This is a genomic window from Ferruginibacter sp., from assembly GCF_028288465.1.
In the GTDB taxonomy this organism is placed as follows: domain Bacteria; phylum Bacteroidota; class Bacteroidia; order Chitinophagales; family Chitinophagaceae; genus Ferruginibacter.
The window spans coordinates 20,983-40,882 of record NZ_JAQBNR010000014.1 but is presented as its reverse complement, the minus strand read 5'-3'; the positions used below and the strand labels follow the sequence as shown (position 1 = coordinate 40,882).

Here is a 19,900-nt window from a genome sequence, read left to right as displayed (position 1 = left end):
CCTTACAGCTAAGTGGGCGAAGTAAAAAATGCAAGCAAAAATGCAGCAATCAATCTTACGTTTAACTGCAAGCAGCTTGAGGTGAAATTGTATGTAACCATCCACTATGAACAACTTAGAATTTAATTGCAAAATGATGAGGATACGTTTTTTTCAGAAACTATTATCTGTTCGCCCGAACAAATTTATACAACACGACTTTATTTTAAAGGAGCAGCAGAAGACATCAAAGTAATTGTTACGGATAGCATTTCCGGAGAGGAACTGATCAGTTATCAAAAAGCAAAAACTGCGATACCGGCTATTCCTGCTCCTGCAATGGCCGCAAAGAAGCCAGCGGAAATTGATAACAATGAACAACTTTTTTTAACAGGCCTGCACATTGAACAATATCGCCATGCCACTTTTGATGCAAGAAATTATTATACCGAAGCGTTGCGCAGAGATGCCAGGGATGCCAGGTGCAATAACGCCATGGGCCTTTGGTATTTAAGAAGGGGAAAAAGCAAAACTGCCGAGAGCTATTTAAGGGCTGCGGTGGCAACATTGACAGAAAGAAATCCCAATCCGTATGATGGGGAAGTGTATTATAATTTAGGCTGCTGTTTGCAAATGCAGCAAAATTGGGCAGATGCATTTGATGCATTTTATAAAAGCGTTTGGAACGATGCCTGGCAGCATGCGGGCTATTTCAATCTTGCAAGGATTGCAGTCATTCAGCATAAATATGCAGATGCGCTAGGTTATATCAGGCAGTCACTTGTAAAAAATTACCACAGCCATTCTGTACGGCATGCAGTTGTTTTTATTTTAAGAAAACTTAACCGTAATGAAGAAGCACTAAAATTGATTGATGAGTCGCTGACGATAGATCCGTTTAATATCGGTTGCCTGTTTGAAAAAATGTTGTTACAAAAAAATAACAATAATGAAACTGAAGCGGGGAGGACGAAGGCATTAATACACGAACAGACCCATGGCTGGGTACATAACTATATAGAATACGCTTTTGACTATGCGCATGCAGGATTGTTTGATGAAGCGGCTGCGTTGTTGCTGCTGTATTGTAATTCCACACAGGATAAATATACCCTGGTGTATTACTACCTCGGATGGTTTGCCTTGCAATCGGGCAATCAAAACAAAGCGCATGATTATTTTAAAACAGGTGCTGAATCAAACCCTGCGTTTGTATTTCCAAACCGCGTAGAAGATCTAACTGTTTTGCAAGCTGCAGTCGCAATCAATCCAGCAGATGCCAATGCGTTGTATTACCTGGGCAATTACTGGTACGATAAACGCCAGTACGGGGATGCCATTGCTTGCTGGGAAAAATCTGCGCTTATCCAAAACACTTTCCCTACGGTACACCGCAATCTTTCACTCGCTTATTTTAATAAGGAAAGCGATAAAGACAAGGCGCTGGCCGCTATGGAACTGGCTTTTAGCCTGGATAGAAGGGATGCCCGTGTGTTGATGGAACTGGACCAGTTGTACAAGGCTCTAAACAAACCTTTAGAAGAAAGATTGACTTTGCTTGAAAAATATTTGCCGCTGGTTTGCAGCAGGGAAGACCTTTACCTGGAACGAATTACCATTTACAACCAGCTTGGTCAGCATGAGAAAGCGAAAGAATTAATCGCTGGTTTTAAATTTCATCCCTGGGAAGGTGGTGAAGGTAAAGTCATCAGCCAATATTTGTGTTGTCACCTGGAGCTCACTAAAATTGCTATATCAGCAGGAAGGTATAATGATGCGCTGGAATTATTGAATTCGCTTGAACAGTATCCAATTAATTTAGGAGAAGGAAAATTGCCCGGTACGCAGGAAAATGATATCGACTACTGGAAAGGAGTAGTATATGATTGCCTGGATAAAAAGGAACCGGCCCTTCACTTTTTTAAGAAAGCAACCCGGGGAATCAGTGAACCGGTGCAAGCCATTTTTTACAATGATCCGCAGCCGGATAAAATTTTTTACCAGGGGCTGGCCTGGCTTAAACTGGGTGAACATGATAAGGCCAATGATATATTTAACCGGTTGATCAACTTTGGCAAACTGCATATGCAGGATGAAATCAACATTGATTACTTTGCCGTGTCGCTGCCCGACTTGCTTGTTTTTGACGCAGATTTAAACCTGCTGAATAAAATACATTGCCTTTACCTGGCGGGGTTAGGCAGCCTGGGTTTGGGAAAAGAAAATACTGAAGCGGCCGCTAACTATTTTAATGAAGTATTGGCACTTAATAAAAGTCACCAGGGCGCATTGATTCACAAAAAAATGATCTCAAAACTATACGATGCAAAACTTGCCGGTTAAATTTAACAACACTTACATACTGCGGATATCCTTTATTTCGGCCCTGGGCGGTTATCTTTTTGGGTTTGATTTTGCCGTAATTTCAGGCGCCCTGCCTTTTCTCCAAAAGCAGTTTAACCTGGATGCCTACTGGGAAGGTTTCGCAACGGGCAGCCTTGCCTTAGGTGCTATTGTTGGTTGTTTAATTGCCGCTGAAGTTGCAGAGAAAAAAGGTCGAAGAAAAGGATTGCTGGTAGCCGCTGCCATCTTTGCCGTATCCTCTCTGGCAATGGCCTTTGCTGCATCACGCAATATTTTTATCGCCTCCAGGTTTGCTGCTGGTATTGGTGTGGGGATGGCATCCATGTTATCACCCATGTATATTTCAGAAGTGGCGCCGGCTCATTTAAGAGGCCGCATGGTAGCATTGAACCAGCTGACGATTGTAATCGGAATTTTAATTACCAACCTCGTTAATTATTCTTTTGCAAGTCACGGCGATGATGCGTGGAGATGGATGTTTGGACTGGGCGTTATCCCATCTGCCCTGTTTTTTTTGGGAAGCCTGGGTCTACCTGAAAGTCCGCGATGGCTGATAAAGGTGGGCAAAAAAGAAGCGGCGCTCAACATATTGAACAGGTTTGGAGGAACAGCATTTGCAAACCAATCGATGATTGAAATAGAAAACACATTGCACGATAACACGCAAAAAACAACCTACAGGGAATTGTTTTCAAAGGCAATATTTCCGGCTATATTGATTGGCATCGGGCTGGCCGTTTTTCAGCAACTGTCGGGTATTAATACCGTGTTTAATTATGCACCCAAAATTTTTGAAAGTATCGGCGCTTCGCAGGATGACCAGTTATTGCAGACTGTTTTTATAGGAGGTGTAAATTTATGTTTTACCATTGCCGCCATGTTACTGGTTGATAAAATAGGACGGAAGCCATTGATGCTGATTGGCTTTGGCGGGCTGGCGGTGCTCTATTTAATTATTGTACAATTACTGGCAGCTGCATCTCCTGTTGTGTCTTATTATTTGCTCGCTGCTATTGGCGTGTATGCCATGTCATTGGCACCTGTTACCTGGGTATTGATCTCCGAAATATTTCCCAACAAAGTACGGGGCAAAGCAACTTCAGTAGCAGTAATGTGTTTGTGGGCAGCTTATTTTATACTCGTATTTTCTTTCCCGGTTTTATTTGAAAAATTTAAAGATGCCACATTCTATTTTTATGCAGCTGTTTGTTTACTGGGATTTTTATTTGTGCTGTTTAAAGTAAAAGAAACCAAGGGACAAACACTGGAAGAGCTGGAAACAACAATGAATTTTCACTGAACATAACCGAACAATGGCTAAACCAACCATCACCTGTACACCAGCTGAAAACCGTATTAACGGAGAGGAAGTATTATCATTTGTGGTAAGCAATGATTCAGTAGAAGTAACTTTTACAAATTACGGTTGTACCATTATGAGTGTTCTTGCGCCGGATAAAAATGGCCATAAAAAAAATATTGTAAGTGGATTCGCCAGGCCGGCAGATTACCTTAATTCACATCCTTATTTTGGTTGTGTTGTCGGCCGGTTCGCCAACAGAATTGCGTTTGGAAAATTTACACTCAACAATCTGGAATACCAGTTACCTGTAAACAACGGCCCCAATCATTTACATGGTGGCATTGCAGGATTTGATAAAAAAGTATGGCGTGTTAAAAATGTAATCAGCGATGAAGACGCCGCCGGCGTTGCATTTAGCTATACAAGTGCTGACATGGAGGAAGGTTATCCGGGAAAATTGGAAGTTACAATAACTTACTCGCTGAATGCCAACAACGAATTGATTTTACAATACGAAGCAACCTGCGATCAGCCGACGATTATTAATTTAACCAATCATTCTTACTTTAATTTATCAGGCTTTAGCGATGCCACTGTTGATGAACACCTGCTTAAAATCAACGCGAAGAATTATACAAAAAAGAATGAGCACAATGTTCCTTCCGGAGAAATAGCACCGGTTGAAAATACGCCGCTCGATTTCCGGGAGTACAAAAGAATCGGGCAAAATATAAATGAATTGATTACCGACAAAGGCTATGATCACAACTTTGTGTTGCAGAATTCAACAGGGGCAATTTCATTAGTTGCGGAATTACAGGAGCCTGTTTCGGGCAGGTTGTTACAGGTGTTGACAAATCAGCCGGGCATACAGGTTTACACAGCTAACTGGTGGGATGGTTCCATCACAGGTGTCCAGGGCGTGCCCTATCTGCAACACGGCGCCATCGCTTTGGAAACGCAAAACTTTCCGGATGCACCGAATCATTCCAATTTTCCCAGTGCAGCACTTTCTCCAGGCGAGGTGTATAATACAACAACCACCTACCGGTTTACCGTCATCTAAAATATAATTTTTTCTTTTACCATTTTCATAATTGCCAGTAACTATTCATCCCTTATAGACAAATTAAACATTAAACAATCACTTTTCTTACAATAATATTTGTGTTGCAGCGGGACTGTTTTTACGCAAACCTTTGCATTACCAGCCACCCATCATTATCGTAAAATAATCCATTAAAATGAAGATTTACTCCATTTGTGACGAACCATATTAGCTTTTCCTTTGTACTAATGTTAACTAATTGTTATCCCTCGTGCCCTCTAACTAACTGTTCTCTTTAAGCTTGTGAATTTCTTTAAAAATTAAAACAATTGCTATGACGAAAAATCAAAAATGGTTGTTACTATTCTTGTTTACCCTTGCATTTGGCAACCTTACTTTGTTTGCCCAGGTAAAACGAACAGTAACAGGTGATGTTAAAGACAGCAAGGGAGCCGCCGTTCCAGCTGCAACGGTAAATGTAAAAGGCACCCGCCAGTCGGTAGTAACCGATGAAAACGGACATTATTCCATCAGCGTAGACAAGCCAAATGCAACACTGGTAATCAGTTCGCAGGGCTTTGCCACTAAAGAACTGAATACGCAAAATGCCAGCCAGCTGAACGTAACGCTTGACATTGCCACCGGCGACCTCAATGAAGTGGTCGTTACCGCCCTCGGTATTACCAAACAAAAACGGGAACTGGGTTACTCTGTAACTAACATCAAAGGATCTGAACTGGCTAAGACAAATGAAGTCAATCCCATCAACGCCTTGCAGGGCCGTGTGGCCGGTGTGCAGATCGACCAGGGTGCAGGTGGCTTGTTTGGAAATACAAAAATCATCATCCGCGGTAACTCAACCCTGGGAAAAAATAACCAACCCATATTTGTTATAGATGGCGTTATCATGGACAATGATATTTTCGCTGGTGAAGGCCGTGACTTTGGTAACGATCTGAAGAACCTGAACATGGAAGATTTTGAAACCGTATCCGTACTGAAAGGTTCTGCTGCTGCAGCTTTGTATGGAACAAGAGCCATCAATGGTGTGGTACTGATCACTACAAAAAAAGGAAGTCAGCGTAAAGGTATTGGTGTAAGTGTTAATCAAACCCTCAACCTGTCTCAGCCATACAAAGGGCCGGATTTTCAGAATGAATTTGGGGGCGGTAGTGTAGGTGCTTTTTTTACCGATAACAGGGATCCTAATTATACCGCTGATCAAAACTGGACCACCAAAATATTTCCGATTGATCCAGCTACCAATCAACCTTATATCGATCGCCAGATTCAAAGAGAAGGCGAAAACTGGGGTCCGAGAATGCTGGGCCAGGACGTAAGAAACTATGATGGCACCATGACCAAATACCTCCCACATCCCAATAACTATCTGGATGCATATCAGAACGGTGGTGGTACCAATACCAATGTAGCACTGGATGCTGCAACCGATCGCTCCACGTTTCGCTTCTCTTATAATTACAATGACGCCCGCGGTATTTACCTGAATAACACTTTAAAAAAGAACTCGTTTGATTTAAGGGTAACGCATAAAATTACCAACCGGTTAAACATTGATATCAGCACAGCCTATACCGATTTTGCCGGAAAAAACCCGCCCCGCTTAGGCGGTCTTGACGCCTTCGGTTCTTACAATATAGGCCACATGTATACCTGGGTGCTTCCAAGAAACTACGATACCAAATACTGGATGCAGCCTGATAAATATACCAGCATACTGGGTGGCACTCCCGACCCTACCAACAATGCGGAGCCAAACAAAGCGCCTGAGTCAAGATTCTGGTTTAATTTATACAACGATAATTATTTTCAGAACGAACAAATGTTGCGCAGCAGGATCGCTCTAACAGCCGATGTAACTAGTTGGGCAAAGCTGGTACTGGAAGGAAATATCAATAACATCTACCGCAAATCAGAAAATAAAGAACTGGGAGAATTGCCCAATTTTGCAGGAGGTTCTTATTCGCAGGGCTTTAATACCAAGGAATCCAAATTTTTAAAAGCGATGCTGATGATGAATAAAGAGTTCAATAAAGACCTCTCTATTTCAGGTTATATCGGTGCCGAATCGCAGGATTATAAAACAACGTATTCCACCGCCACAACAAGCGGCGGTTTAAATTACCCCGGTAATTTCTTTATCACGAATTCTGTAAATCCACCTACTGTTAACGGTGGTATTCTTAACAGGAGAAGACTAAACTCTGTATACGCCAGTGCTGATATCGCTTATAAAAATCAGCTCTTTTTGCAGGGTACATTCAGGGGTGACTGGTCTTCTGCATTGACTTATTCAGATGGTACAGGCAACAATTTTTATAAATATCCGGCAGTAAGTGCTTCATGGATATTTACAGAAACTTTTAAATTACCAGACTGGTTTTCTTTTGGTAAATTAAGAGCCAACGTAGCGGCATTGGGTGGTGATACAGATCCTTTTTCACTGAATGGCGGTTTTGCTTTAAATGGCTTCAGCAATTCCAACGGTGTAACAGTACCCACTTCTACCTACTCTTCCAGCAGGGTATTGCAACCAAATATACTTCCTGTTAGAAAGATCTCTAAAGAGATTGGTGTGGATCTTCGCTTCCTGAAAAGCCGTATCGGTCTGGATGTTAGTTTTTACCAGGATAACACCAAAAATCAAATCCTGGATATAACTGCCCCGGTTGAAACTGGAGTAAGTTCTATCCTGATCAATGCTGGTAATATTCAAAACAAGGGTATTGAAATTGCAATTGATGCAACGCCTGTAAGTACTAAAAATTTCTCCTGGACTACTACGTTGAATTATTCAAGAAACCGCAACCTGATTGTGTCTCTGTATCCTGGAAGAAGTGAATACAATCTTGGTGCAGACATTGCAGAAATAAGTACCTGGGCAGTGGTAGGAAAATCATACGGCACATTAAGATCTCAGATCAATTCCATCCCATCTTCTGTACCCGGTCAGCCTATTTTAAGATGGAGAGGTGATGCACGTGCAGCCTTTCCTCAAAGAAGTAATTACTGGCAGGATGTAGGTGATATCAATGCTAAATTCCGCACTGGTTGGGACAATACCTTCCGCTATAAAAACTTTACTTTAAATGTATTGCTGGATGCAAAAATAGGCGGCGACTTTGTACTGGCCAGTTACAGGTTTGGTACACATACCGGTGTTTTCCCCAACACGTTATTTGGACGTGATGCTGCGCACGGTGGCATTACCTGGACCAGCAAATACGATGGCATTACTTACGACGATGGCATTATTGTTAAAGGCGTATTTGATAAAGGACAAACCATTACACAAGCTGACGGCAGCAGTGTGGATGTAGGTGGAATGACCTTTGAAGAAGCTTACAACAAAGGTTTTGTAGAGCCTACCCATTTGCCTCAGTTTGGCTACCGGTATGGTTCTGCTTCTACCGGCGTGTCTGATTACTGGGTAGTTAAAAGTTCCTGGATATCGCTTCGCCAGGTTGCTTTGAGTTATGCTTTTACAGAAAAAGTGTTTAAAAAATTAAGGTTAAAAGGCATGAGCATGAGCCTTGCCGGCAGAGATTTGTTGTACCTGTACAATACACTGCCGTATAACTTCAACCCGGCTTCCAATAACTCAAACAATACCGCCTACTCCGGCGAAAACGGGTTTCTTCCAATGACAAGAAACCTGGTTTTCTCACTAAGGGCCAACTTTTAATTAAAAGGAAAATTTAAAATAATTATATGAAAAATTATAAATTAAGATTCAACCTTTTGGCGGCAACGGTGGGCGTATTGCTGCTGTGTGCCGGTTGTACAAAAGATTTTGGAACGATTAATACCAACCCGTCAAATGTAACAACGCCCGATCCTAAATTTCTCTTTACTTATGCGGAAGATCAGCTGGCGGTGAATGGTACAGAATGGGTTTGGGAAAGCTTTGAACAGCTGTTCCGTTTTACGCAGCATTTTACTTCCAGCCCGTACGAAATAACTTCCAACGCCAACAGCAGGTACAATGTTTTTTACTCACAGGTATTGCCTAATTTATTTGAAATAAGAAGGCAGATCAGTTTAAAAGCAGATTCGGCAGACTATGCAAAAATGGGCGCTACCACTTATATACTGCAGGTAATGCAGGGCATAAAAGTGACAGATTTAAATGGTTCTATTCCTTATTCCGAAGCAATCAAAGGCCGCTACGAAGGCGTGTTTAATCCCGTATTTGATACACAGGAGACCTTGTTTGCAACTTTTTTAAGTCAGCTAAACACAGCCATTACAACATTGTCTGAGCCCAGCACGGCAACAACAAAAACTTTCGGTACGTCAGATGTATATTATAAAGGCGACTGGAACAAATGGATAAAACTGGCCAATACATTAAAGCTGCGCATTGCAGCCCGTTACGAGAACCAGGATAAAACAAAAACAGCCGCCATTGCAGCTGAAGTAATGGCCAATGCAATTGGCCCGATACAAAGCGTGGAGGATAACCTTACTTATGTAAACGTTAATTATGATGCAGCCGGCGGCGCCATCAATTACCGTGATATTAAGTATGGCGGTATTGCCATTGTTGATTTTATGAAGAAGGTAAATGACCCAAGAATAGGGGTGTATTTTAATCCCAACAGCCTGGTGGGTTCTTTTAAAGATACCTTGACCAAGTATGGTAAAACACTCCCTTCTTTTATCAACATTAATGATCCCCTGATACAGTTCCAGGGTGGCCCGATTGACTGGACGACCAATACACCACAAAAAGCATATTTCGGCAGCAACGGTTTTGATGCAGGTGGTCTGAATAAATATTTCCTGATCTCCACCATTAACCGCCGCTTTTATGCACCCCGCTGGGATGGAAGTACTTCCGGCACTTTTACCGAATTACTTGCAAGTGCGGGAGAGTCTTGCCTGATGATAGCAGAGTTTATCAAGAAAGGCTATATCTCCGGCGATGCTGCGGCCTGGTACAATAAAGGCATTGAAGCATCCATCAAAACGATGAATGCCATTGCCATTACAGCAGGCTCTACAACGGCTTACTCCGGTAGCGGTGCAACAGAAATTGCGGCTTATCAAAATAACCCCAATATTGTTTTAAACGGAACAAATGACCTGGAGCGGATTTATATACAACAGCATCTTAACCTGATTCGTCAGCCAAATGAAGCCTATGTATTTGACCGCAGAACAGGCTATCCAAAAACAGGTTCTGCTTATTATCCAAGGGAGCCATTTGGAGAAAAAATCCCCCGCCGTTTCTGGATCAATGATCCGGGAGAAGTAAACCGTGTTAATTGGAGCGCAGCATATACAGCACAAGGATTTACACCCAATGTAATTGATGTATTAACCTTGTCGAATGAGCGGGTATGGTACGACAAGCCGGCTCCTGAATTTGGACAGGGACAATAAATTTTTTCATTACAGGTTGGCTTTTTCCTTCAATAAAAGTGCAATTGGTTTTGGTTATACAAAAAGAAAAGAGCAGACGAAAGTCTGCTTCTTTTTTGCATATACCTGACTTATAATAAGCAGGTCGGTTCCGCCAATTTATATTTAATTTTATTTGTAAAAATAGCAATACCGCCGGGTGCTGCTGATGAAAAATTCACTCACTTTAATTTGATTGTTGTTTATGCAGATGAAAGAATATTTACTGGACACTTTTAGTTACAATGATGTAACCAACAAAAAGCTACTTGCGAAAATAATGGAGCTGACCGATAAAGACGAAAGTATAAAACTCTTTAGCCACCTGATCAATTCGCAATATAAATGGATGGCCAGGATAATGCAGGATGCAAAGGCACCCGCTATGTCATGGTGGGAGCCGGTGTACAATATAACTGAGCTGGAAGAACAATGGAGCAAAAGTCTGCAGCTTTGGGTGGATTATATTGCTGAAAAGACAGAGACAGCATTAGCTACAGAAGTTGAGTTTGTTGGTTTTGATGGGGGCCGCTGGGCTGCAACGCCACTGGATATAGCGTTGCAATTAAATTACCATTCTATTCATCACCGGGCACAAATTCAAACCTTCATCCGGCAGCAGGGACTGGAGCCGGATTTTGTAGATTATATCGGCACAAAATACAGGAAGATCGGTTGAGACATTTTATCTAAGTCCCAATTTAAATAAAATGCCTGCTAATAACGGTGTTGTTGTAAAAATTGTATCACTTCTTTTGAAAATTCGCTGGTAGCCGACGCATGGTTATGATCGCCAGGTACGGTTGCCAGTGTACTGTTGGGCAGCAGTTTTGCCAGTTCGCCAGCTGAACCATTGTCTGCATCTTCGCTGCCGCTGATCACCAGTACGGGTTGTTTTACTTTATGTAATACCTCTTTCGGTGTAGATGGTTGTGAACGTTGCAGATACGCTAACGCCAGCTGATCCAGTTTTTGCTGTTGTACATAGCCTACCATTGCTTTTAATTCCGGGATGGAATCCCCCATTAACGCCTGGTAAAACATAATTCGTCTTGGCCATAGCGGATTGGTGAAGTCGGTTCCCATACCACCCATTACTGCCGCCTGTACGTTTTTATCCAGCACCAGCAGGCGGGCAGTTATAATCGAACCTCTTGAGTAACCTACCACGCCATATTTATTAATCTTCAGCAATCCCATCAGTTGCATTATGTCTTTCGCCTCGGCGTCATTATCATACGCAGTAGAATCGTGCGGCTTACCTGATTTACCATTTCCACGCATATCGGGTACAATTACCTTATAGCCTGCTTTCAGCAAACCGGTATACAGTGCAGCCCTTTTCCAGGAAGTGCCATTTACAATAAAACCGTGCAATAACAAAACAGGCTTACCATTGCCCCGCACTTCATAATAAATTTTAGTGCCGTCAAATGAGGTAAGATAACCGGAACCTGTTGGAAATTGTAATTCCAGAGAATCGGTTTGTGCGGCTGCAAATTGTATTGCTAAACAACAGCCAATAAAAAACAGGAATCGCATGTAATGAATTTTCATGAAGGTATTATTAATTGCCGGCTAAATAAAAAACCTGTACAAATTAAAGCATTGAGCTTTGCCCAGTCAATTTGCCGTCTTAGGCATATGGTCAAAAAGCAGTTTGCGTAATTTCTTGTCATAGGCTTCCAGCCTTTGTTGTACTGCATTTCTTTTCGCTGTTCTGTCATTAACAGGCACGCTTTGCTGTACCACATTCGACTGCTCATTCACAGGTGGATTATTGGCTGCTGAATTAGCCATTGCATTCATTGCGCTGCTTTGTGCACCAACTGCACGATAATCCTGCTCTATCGTCCTCAGCTCTGTTTCTAATCTCTTAAAACTATCTGCTGCAATATACCGGGATGCCTTCTCCTGTGTTTCATAAAATAAGGCCCAGGCGTTGTCGATTTGCTGCTCCATGCTTACCGGGTTAATGACCGAAGCTGCGCTTTTCTTATACAGGCTGAAATTGTACAATTTCGAAAACCAGTCGTCAAAATGGGCAGTGAAATTTTCGATGGAATCTTTCACTACCGACTCAAAAATTTGCAGGTTAGTTTTTACATTCGCAGGGTCATCTGGTACAAACGGCCGGTTTTTGAAAGCGGTTACCATTTGCTGCAACATCTTTTTTTCCTGCAGGTAAATCATAATAAAATTGGAGAGTGCGTAGTTGACGGCCACCTGGCAAACATTTTTTGTTTCCACGCCATCAAATTCATCCCAGCTGTAATTGATCAGTTTATCCATCGGCGGAATTTGCAGTTGTTTATCAGTAGCATGTTTTGCTTCCTGTAATTCTTCCAGCCGCCATGGCCGGTAGTCGCCCAATAGGGTATCGTTCTTCCATTTGCTTACGGAGTACAGACTAGCTATCCCTTCATCCAGGAATGCGGGAATATCACCCAGGTCGGTGCGTACTACCAAATGAAATAACTCATGGTACATTGTGCCGAGATGTTTGGCATCGCCGATGCCAAGCAGGCTCAGGTCAGACAGGTTGGAATAGCCAATATTGGGATCAGGTAATATGATGCCGTGTACCAGTTTGGCAGTTTGCCGTAATGCATTTTGATCACGCAGCATATATACCGTTAGCAACTGATCAGGCGCCCGCAGCCCATAGTAGCTTACAAAAAAGCGATAGGCTTTTTCCAGCTGACTGGCCGCGTAGCTAACGCTATCCAGCGGGTACTTTTTCAGCGTTACAAAGACATACCTGCCACCGGTATCAATTTTATAGCGCTCATCTGTAATGCTTTTTATTTTTTTAATGGCTGCTGGTTTTTTATTAATTGCAAACAGCCGCGATTCAAGTTCAGTTGTTGACACCATATTGCTTAAGTTCATGGTTTGGTTTTGTGTAAAACAGTCATACACTTTACCCATCTTTCCACCAACACTGGCTTCTGGCAGAGATACGTTGTTGATGTAACTAAAATCGGGCGAGGCTGCAACCGTTGCGGCTTCTTCTGCCGCAGGTGCTGTACAGGTATTTATTTCTTCCTGTATAAAACTTTTTTTTGCGCCGGATAATTTAAAGTTTTTAATGATGCAGTTAAAGCAATAAGCCGATTTGTCTTTGTATCCGTCCAGGCAAAGACTCTTGGCAATAAAATAATCCACCACCGCATTTTTGCCATACACTTCTTTTCGCAACCTGGTGCAGGAGTCAAATACTTTATCATACTGGCCCGCATTCAGCAGGTTTATAAAATACTGGCGGTCTACTTTTTTCTGGGCTTGTGCTGCAGGCGGCAACGCCGCCATGCAAACAATGAATAAAATAAATAAACGCATTGTACTGAGTTTAAAAACGAAGAATATGGTTATTTACCTGTGCTGTCTGTATCCATCATTAAATCATCCACCGCTTTCGAATTGATCTTACTTTTTTTGGTTTCTTTTTCCGGTGCTTTAATAGTTTTTTGTGTTTCAGCAATATTGTAAGTATTCAGGTACAGGGGCATATCTTTTACACTGATTTCAGAGTGTGTTAAAATTGTCGTCAGCATCAGTGCGGTACCAAGTACGCCGAAAATAATACCCGGTGATGACGAGACCATCCTGAATTTTGTTTTTTCCTCCACACTGCCTTCAATTTCTGTTACATCTTCCTTTAATTTGGAGATGATGAAAACGGCGCCTACAATGGCCAGTATCATACCAGTAAAAAAGCCCAGGTATTTAATGTAGATGCGTGACATCAGCAATACGCCACCCTGGTTGTAACGGCGGTTGATGCTGTATTCTTCCATCTTAACCAGCGAATACCATTTTAAATAATCCGCACTTTTTTTTAAGGCAGAATCGGTGCTGTTGGCGTAAGGCGAAGGAATGGTCAATGTGGTTTTTTCTTCATCACCCCGGTAGGCAAACTTTTCGAAGTTGTTCAGTTTTAATGTGCCAAGTATTATAAAGGCACCAATCAAAAGGGTAGGCATAGCAATCATCCAGGGCAGCAACCGGTTTTGCCATTGTACCAACTGTTGATTGGTTTGCAGTATTATTTTTTCTGAAGAAGGAGGGGTATCCATAAATAGTTTTATTGTGGTCGAAAATATTAATACTGATATACTCGATAACGGGGTGTTAATAATTGTTAAGTGACCGGTTGATTGTTGAATTGTAATGGCCGATGATTCCCTATTGACCATTCACCACTCACCATTGACTACCGAAGCTATTCTTTACCGGCCGGCGCACCCGGCAACCTTTTTCTAACCAGTGTTATCTGCCCGCGGTGATTGGCTTCGTGTTCACATACATGAAACCATTTGCAAAAATTATTGGTTGGTTTGCCACCAAAAAAAGAAGGATCAACCTGGGCAAACCACTTATCATCCCGTTTTTTAAATTCAGCCAGTGTTTTTTCTCTTACTTCCTGTAACGTGCTTAAATAATAATCCAGGTTGTTGCCTTTTATTTGTTTACGACCTTCATCTCCCAATTCCATGGCTACGCCGAACCTTTTTTGATTGCTTTCGCTGAAATCTTTCAGGTTATAAAATGTCAGGTCCTGGTATACGGTATCGGTAGCTGCAAGGTGCATAAGCATTGCCCCGATCGTATTGGCTTTGGGGTCCATTAAAAAATCAAGTTCTTCTGTCTTCAGATCTTTTGCCGCACGAACGACGGATTCTCTTATCCAGGTCATCATAGAAACCAGTATACCTATCTGCGGCGAATAGCCCTGCAACGGACCAATAATATTGGGATTTTCGCCTTCCATGGGATTACTAAAACTTTCAAAAGAAAGCATGCTGAAACCGGCGGTACCGGCAGCAGCGAGTGAAGCATTGCGTAAAAAATTTCTGCGGTTGATGGGTGTTGTTTGCTGTTGCATGAAGCTGATTTTTTGATTATACAAGCTGTTTTGAAAATTGCTATTGAAAGTTAGTCCAGATTATTTTCAGATGCAAGCTTCTTTGTTTAAATGTTTTCAGCCTTTTTGATTTTAGATGAAAATTCAGCTTCATGTTGCATCGTGCTTTAAATAGTTTGTATCTTCAAATACAGGGCATAGATTTATTCATACTGATTTAAAATTTCGGCATGCCATCATTTCAATATAAAAGAGTTGGATGTTTTGATAACACGGAATTATTTTCTTCGGAAAATGAAAACGATTATTTCCCTTTTCATTTTCACGACTTTTTTTGTGTATCGCTCATTACAAACGGAACAGAAATATTGAAAAATACCGAACAGGAATTTATCGCCCCCGCCGGAACCATCAGCATTACGCAGGTAAATGAAGTGCATCGTAATTTCTCTTTAAGCCCTGCAGGCTACAGTTACAAAACCATCTATGTTAACCCGGAAGTATTACAACATTTTTCCAATAACAAACCGGTAATGGCTTTAGAAAGGGTGATTTACGACGTACCGCTTTTTAATAACTTACTGCATTTGTTTAATACAGAAAATACAGCTGCTCAAAAATGGGAGACTTCTTTTAAAATGCTGGCGGGTCATGCAACAGATCCGCATCCCAAAAACTCCTGGGCATCCGTTTTTTACCGGATAGACGAAATCATTGATGCTTATCCCAACAAGCCCATTGATACAGACTGGCTGGCAAAGAAATTTTGCATGAGCAAATTTCATTTTATCCGGGAATTTAAAAAAGCAAAAGGCGTTACACCTCAAACCTATATTATGCTGTACCGGCTTGGCCAGTCAAAAAAATTATTGCTGCAAAATATACCACTTACTGATATAGCCTATTCACAAGGCTTTTACGATCCCAGCCATTTTACAAACAGTTTTAAAAAGTATTTTGGCATTAGCCCCAGCCGGTTTGTTCAACCTGAATAAACAGCATTTTTAATAAACCGAACCATCTGATAAAAAAGCAATTTTATACAAGCGGGCCTGTGTTATTCAATATAATATTGCAACGCAGACTTTTAAAATGTTTAAATCTTGTTGGATGAAAAAAATTACGCTGTGCTTTTCGTTTATACTAATGTTGACTACTTCCTGCAGTCATTATGCCGGATCTTTTAGAAGCAGCAATACACCCGGTCAAATGAATGAAAGCTTTAGCAATTTCAATAAGACTGACGCTGTAACGTTTAATGCCGCAGCAGGCGACATTATTTTTATTCATTACTCCGTGCAGCTGACACAGGGTAATTTACAACTGGCAGTAAAAGAAGGAAGCAATACAATTTGGAGCAGGCAACTCTCGCCACAGAATGACACCATTTTGCTTCAGCTGACTGCAGACAAAACAGCTCCACACAGTATTGAAATAAAAGGCGATCATGCAGATGGAAGCCTGTTGTTAAACTATAAGACCGTTGCAGCGAAAAAAATCAATGTAATCAGCAACACCAACCTGGAATTGTTTGGTTTAATGCTGCAGCTGGACATGGGACCTGACCTGGAAAAGCTCACCGATTCTGTAGTAATTGACAATAAGAAAACTACCTGGCAGGATTGGAATTTGATGGCGTGGAAAAATTACCATCGCTATAAAGTATTTGACAGTTGTGCCATGATGCAGCTGTACAGGCAATACCAGGCTAAACAATTTTATAACGACTTTTTTGTTGGCTTGCTGGAACAGGTGGACGAAGTACCCAATGCAAAATTGAACAGCACTACCAATAAAGAAACCATACTTGCTTTTTCAGGTAATGGTGATGCAGCAGCAGGCAGGCTCATTGCCACAGCCTTTTTAGATTCGTTCAACAGCTTTTATAAAGCTATCCATTTTGAAAAATGGATGGAAGAAAATAAGTCCAATTTTCAGCGTGCAAAAATGGATGTTGAAAAGAACCTGCCTTCTTCCAAATTTATACTGACCATGGAAAATTTTTACAACAAATCTTTTCACGACTATAACCTGGTGCCGGTGATGAATTTAATTACCAGCTCCGGCTATGGCAAAATGAACGCCATCACCAAAAGCATTTACAATGCCTTTGCGCCTTTCAGTTTTCAGTCGTTTGATCCCGGGCATTTGGATCTTGGTTTTGATTATCCTGACAGGATACAGGGATTGTCGGTGCACGAGTTTGGGCATTCCTTTGTAAACAGCGCCATCGATCAGTTGCCGGAGGAACTGAAAAAGTCAACCGAATATTTATACCTGCCCATAAAGGATGCGATGCGCAAACAATCGTATACCAACTGGATACAGAGCTTGTATGAACATTTTGTAAGAGCAGGCGAAGTGATCATTGCAAGGCAATTGGGCGATACCAGCCACGCAGAAGAAATTATAAGGAGCAATGTGAAGGGAGGGTTTACCTACCTGCCATTTATTGTAAAGAAATTGGAGATGTTTGAAAAAGATATTAATCCCAATAAAAATTACAATGCTTTTGTTGAAACTATTATGCTGGAATTAAAAGAAGCCTATAAACAATAATTAGTTGCAGCCTTATGCCGGCTGGCTTCAATCATTGCCGGATTTTTTTCAAAATAAATTTCAATCACTGCGTAATTTTTTCCCCACCAGTTTGAAAGGTGTTTCTGCTACTGTAAATAACTGTAAATGAATAATTTCATTCTGTCTTTAATAGCAGATTACAGCTATTTCATTCGCTTGATTGTAATCATTGGCTTCTCAAAACAACATCCTAGCCGAAATAGTTTTTGTTTATCTTCAACAATCGGTTCCATTTTTGCCATACTCACCTACACAGCAAGAAATTTCTTAAAACAAGGTTAAATAGCCACCGAATTGTTCATGAAAACATTTATTGTATTTTCAGGAGTGTTTGTTTTGGTATTGCTTACCGCTTATAATATCTGGGCCGAGATGGACCGTGTAAAAGAAAGGACATCAACTGCAGATACTTATTCTTTTTACAAGAATGGATTGGCTTACACGGAAATTGGCTCAGACTACGGTAAAGGCAATATCATTGGCATGCAGCCTTATTTATCTACTTACGATTATTCAACCGCTTCAAGCTTTAAAAGCTGCCTTCGAAAATATTTTGAGGCTTTAAAAAAGGAACATAAAATTACTCCGCGGTCAATAGTAGTATTGCCGGAGTATATTGGTACATGGCTGGTTACGGCCAACGAAAAAAGCGAAATTTACTCGCAGCCTTCAGTAGACGCTGCGATGACAATCCTGGTTATTGCAAACCTGTACAAATTTTTTGTGAACTATTGCAATGCGCCCGCAGCAGACAAAAGAAAATATGCCTTATTTAGTATGAAGGCTAAGCAAATGTGTGCAATTTATGAAACTACTTTTTCGCAACTTGCCAAAGAGTACAACTGCGTGATAGCGGCAGGTTCCATAGCATTGCCAGATGTTTCCATTAACGTTGACGGCCACCTGGAGGTAACGCCCAACGGGAAAATTTACAATACCTCAGTTGTTTTTGGCCCCAATGGAAAAATTATCCCACCCATTGTAAAAAAGGTATTTCCGGTAGATGATGAACAAATATTTTCAACATGCGGTAATACAGATCAAAAACCCATTTTTTCCACCAGGGTGAGCAGGATGGGCCTGCTGATTTGTGCAGGCAGCTTGTTTCCGCAAGCCTATAAACGTATTGCCGGCAAAGTTAATTTTGTTATGATACCTTCCCTTAGCGGAACAGATTCCATTTGGCATACCCGCTGGACCGGATATAAAAGTTTTACAAACTCCGCAGAATTTGCTGATACCACTTTGTATAACAAAATTACAGAAGGTGATGCGTGGACAAGGTACAGTATAACAAGCCGTGCGTCGCAATCAGGAATTCACAATGGGCTCAACGTTTTTTTTACCGGCAGCCTTTGGGATTTAAAGCCAGAAGGAAAAGTGCTGATATTGCAGAATGATTCCCTGACTGTTTTAGCACCCACGCAGAAACAGGGCCGTATTGTGAATCTTTATTTACCGTAACAAAGGAGGCGCTTTCTGCCGGCTCGGCTATATTTTAACTCCTGCAGCATTTGAAGTTTATAAACCAAATCACTTCTTCTACCAGTACCCGGAACCTTGTATACAGTTGCTCCCGGTGCATATTAACCTGCGATTTTATTTTATCAAAAGCGATGGTGCAATCGCATATACTACCAATCACATCAATTCCCGGCATTATAAGAAATTATTTTTTCGCAAAGCCTTGATCATTAGTATTACATACCAGCCTTTGTATTTTTTTATTGTCTTTACTACTATTCGTAACGTATCCAAAACCATTTAGTCTGATTGGTTTTCGGTAAAGCCTACTTATCAAAAATATTTTTTTCTTCGTTGAAATCCATTGTCATCAAATTGTCGTAATTACTATCGATACCGTCTTTAACCTGATAATAAAACATAGTAAAACATTCATTATGAAAAAGCCACTGATTAAAAAAATCCTGTTAGGTACCCTCTCCATTTTTTTAGTGTTGGTATTGGTGCTGGGCGTGCATATTTATATCGTTACAAGGCCCAAGGCCCCTGATGAACATACAAAAATTATGGCCCGCATTGACTTTAAAGAAAATATCAGTAAAGAGCAGGCGGATAAGATAGCAGGCTGGATGAATGTACAAAACGGAATTGATCATGTATTTATCAATCCCGCCACCCGCATATTGGTTTTTACATTTTACCCGGTAAAAACATCTGCTACACAAATTGAACATGATTTTAAAAACAACTTCAACCTTGCTGCTTCACGCTATATGCCCAGCGAAGAAGAAATGAAAAACGGATGCCCTGTTGCGGCCACCTCGTCCACCTATAAAGCCGTCACCTTTTTTAAACGCATCTTTTAATC

At 41.2% G+C, this 19,900-nt stretch carries 15 protein-coding genes; 10 read left to right on the top strand and 5 right to left on the bottom strand.

The window, feature by feature from the left end:
* Positions 1-126: 126 nt before the first annotated feature.
* The 6 genes from JWR61_RS05115 to JWR61_RS05090 all read left to right on the top strand — a co-directional run bounded on the left by JWR61_RS05115 (position 127) and on the right by JWR61_RS05090 (position 10,800).
* Positions 127-2,322, top strand: a complete 2,196-nt coding sequence (locus JWR61_RS05115; protein ID WP_301926762.1) for a tetratricopeptide repeat protein — start codon at positions 127-129, stop codon at positions 2,320-2,322.
* Entirely contained in the window at positions 2,303-3,643 is a 1,341-nt protein-coding gene (locus JWR61_RS05110; RefSeq protein ID WP_301926761.1) for a sugar porter family MFS transporter, read from the top strand. Before JWR61_RS05115 ends, JWR61_RS05110 begins: the two co-directional genes overlap by 20 nt.
* Before the next feature lie 13 nt (positions 3,644-3,656).
* Positions 3,657-4,712, top strand: a complete 1,056-nt coding sequence (locus tag JWR61_RS05105) for an aldose epimerase family protein (protein WP_301926760.1) — start codon at positions 3,657-3,659, stop codon at positions 4,710-4,712.
* Between the two features lie 316 nt (positions 4,713-5,028).
* Positions 5,029-8,400 carry a SusC/RagA family TonB-linked outer membrane protein gene (locus tag JWR61_RS05100; RefSeq protein ID WP_301926759.1) on the top strand — a complete coding sequence of 1,124 codons (3,372 nt, stop codon included), beginning with the start codon at positions 5,029-5,031 and terminating at the stop codon, positions 8,398-8,400.
* Between the two features lie 26 nt (positions 8,401-8,426).
* Positions 8,427-10,103: a SusD/RagB family nutrient-binding outer membrane lipoprotein gene (locus tag JWR61_RS05095; protein WP_301926758.1), complete on the top strand. Its 1,677-nt coding sequence runs from the start codon at positions 8,427-8,429 to the stop codon at positions 10,101-10,103.
* Positions 10,104-10,326: 223 nt separating this feature from the next.
* A complete protein-coding gene (locus tag JWR61_RS05090) occupies positions 10,327-10,800 on the top strand; it encodes a DinB family protein (RefSeq protein WP_301926757.1) in 474 nt (157 codons plus the stop codon).
* A gap of 38 nt (positions 10,801-10,838) precedes the next feature.
* Here JWR61_RS05090 and JWR61_RS05085 read toward each other — a convergent pair whose 3' ends face one another.
* From JWR61_RS05085 to JWR61_RS05070, 4 genes are all read right to left on the bottom strand, one after another.
* Positions 10,839-11,678 carry an alpha/beta fold hydrolase gene (locus tag JWR61_RS05085; protein ID WP_301926756.1) on the bottom strand — a complete coding sequence of 280 codons (840 nt, stop codon included), beginning with the start codon at positions 11,676-11,678 and terminating at the stop codon, positions 10,839-10,841.
* A 66-nt stretch (positions 11,679-11,744) separates the two neighbouring features.
* Positions 11,745-13,463, bottom strand: a complete 1,719-nt coding sequence (locus JWR61_RS05080) for a hypothetical protein (RefSeq protein ID WP_301926755.1) — start codon at positions 13,461-13,463, stop codon at positions 11,745-11,747.
* Positions 13,464-13,492: 29 nt separating this feature from the next.
* Entirely contained in the window at positions 13,493-14,200 is a 708-nt protein-coding gene (locus JWR61_RS05075) for a hypothetical protein (RefSeq protein WP_301926754.1), read from the bottom strand.
* A gap of 146 nt (positions 14,201-14,346) precedes the next feature.
* Positions 14,347-15,009 carry a DinB family protein gene (locus JWR61_RS05070; RefSeq protein WP_301926753.1) on the bottom strand — a complete coding sequence of 221 codons (663 nt, stop codon included), beginning with the start codon at positions 15,007-15,009 and terminating at the stop codon, positions 14,347-14,349.
* A gap of 209 nt (positions 15,010-15,218) precedes the next feature.
* On the opposite strand from JWR61_RS05070, the gene JWR61_RS05065 reads away from it, so the two are divergent.
* The 3 genes from JWR61_RS05065 to JWR61_RS05055 all read left to right on the top strand — a co-directional run bounded on the left by JWR61_RS05065 (position 15,219) and on the right by JWR61_RS05055 (position 19,032).
* Complete coding sequence (locus tag JWR61_RS05065; RefSeq protein WP_301926752.1) at positions 15,219-15,983, top strand: AraC family transcriptional regulator; 765 nt, start codon at positions 15,219-15,221, stop codon at positions 15,981-15,983.
* A 115-nt stretch (positions 15,984-16,098) separates the two neighbouring features.
* Complete coding sequence (locus JWR61_RS05060) at positions 16,099-17,547, top strand: DUF4932 domain-containing protein (protein ID WP_301926751.1); 1,449 nt, start codon at positions 16,099-16,101, stop codon at positions 17,545-17,547.
* A gap of 321 nt (positions 17,548-17,868) precedes the next feature.
* Positions 17,869-19,032 carry a nitrilase-related carbon-nitrogen hydrolase gene (locus JWR61_RS05055; RefSeq protein ID WP_301926750.1) on the top strand — a complete coding sequence of 388 codons (1,164 nt, stop codon included), beginning with the start codon at positions 17,869-17,871 and terminating at the stop codon, positions 19,030-19,032.
* 34 nt (positions 19,033-19,066) lie between these two features.
* Here JWR61_RS05055 and JWR61_RS05050 read toward each other — a convergent pair whose 3' ends face one another.
* Complete coding sequence (locus tag JWR61_RS05050; protein ID WP_301926749.1) at positions 19,067-19,228, bottom strand: hypothetical protein; 162 nt, start codon at positions 19,226-19,228, stop codon at positions 19,067-19,069.
* A gap of 241 nt (positions 19,229-19,469) precedes the next feature.
* Between JWR61_RS05050 and JWR61_RS05045 the strand changes: the two genes are divergently transcribed.
* Positions 19,470-19,898 (top strand): hypothetical protein, encoded by a 429-nt coding sequence (locus JWR61_RS05045; protein WP_301926748.1) that lies wholly within the window; start codon positions 19,470-19,472, stop codon positions 19,896-19,898.
* Positions 19,899-19,900 lie beyond the last annotated feature (2 nt).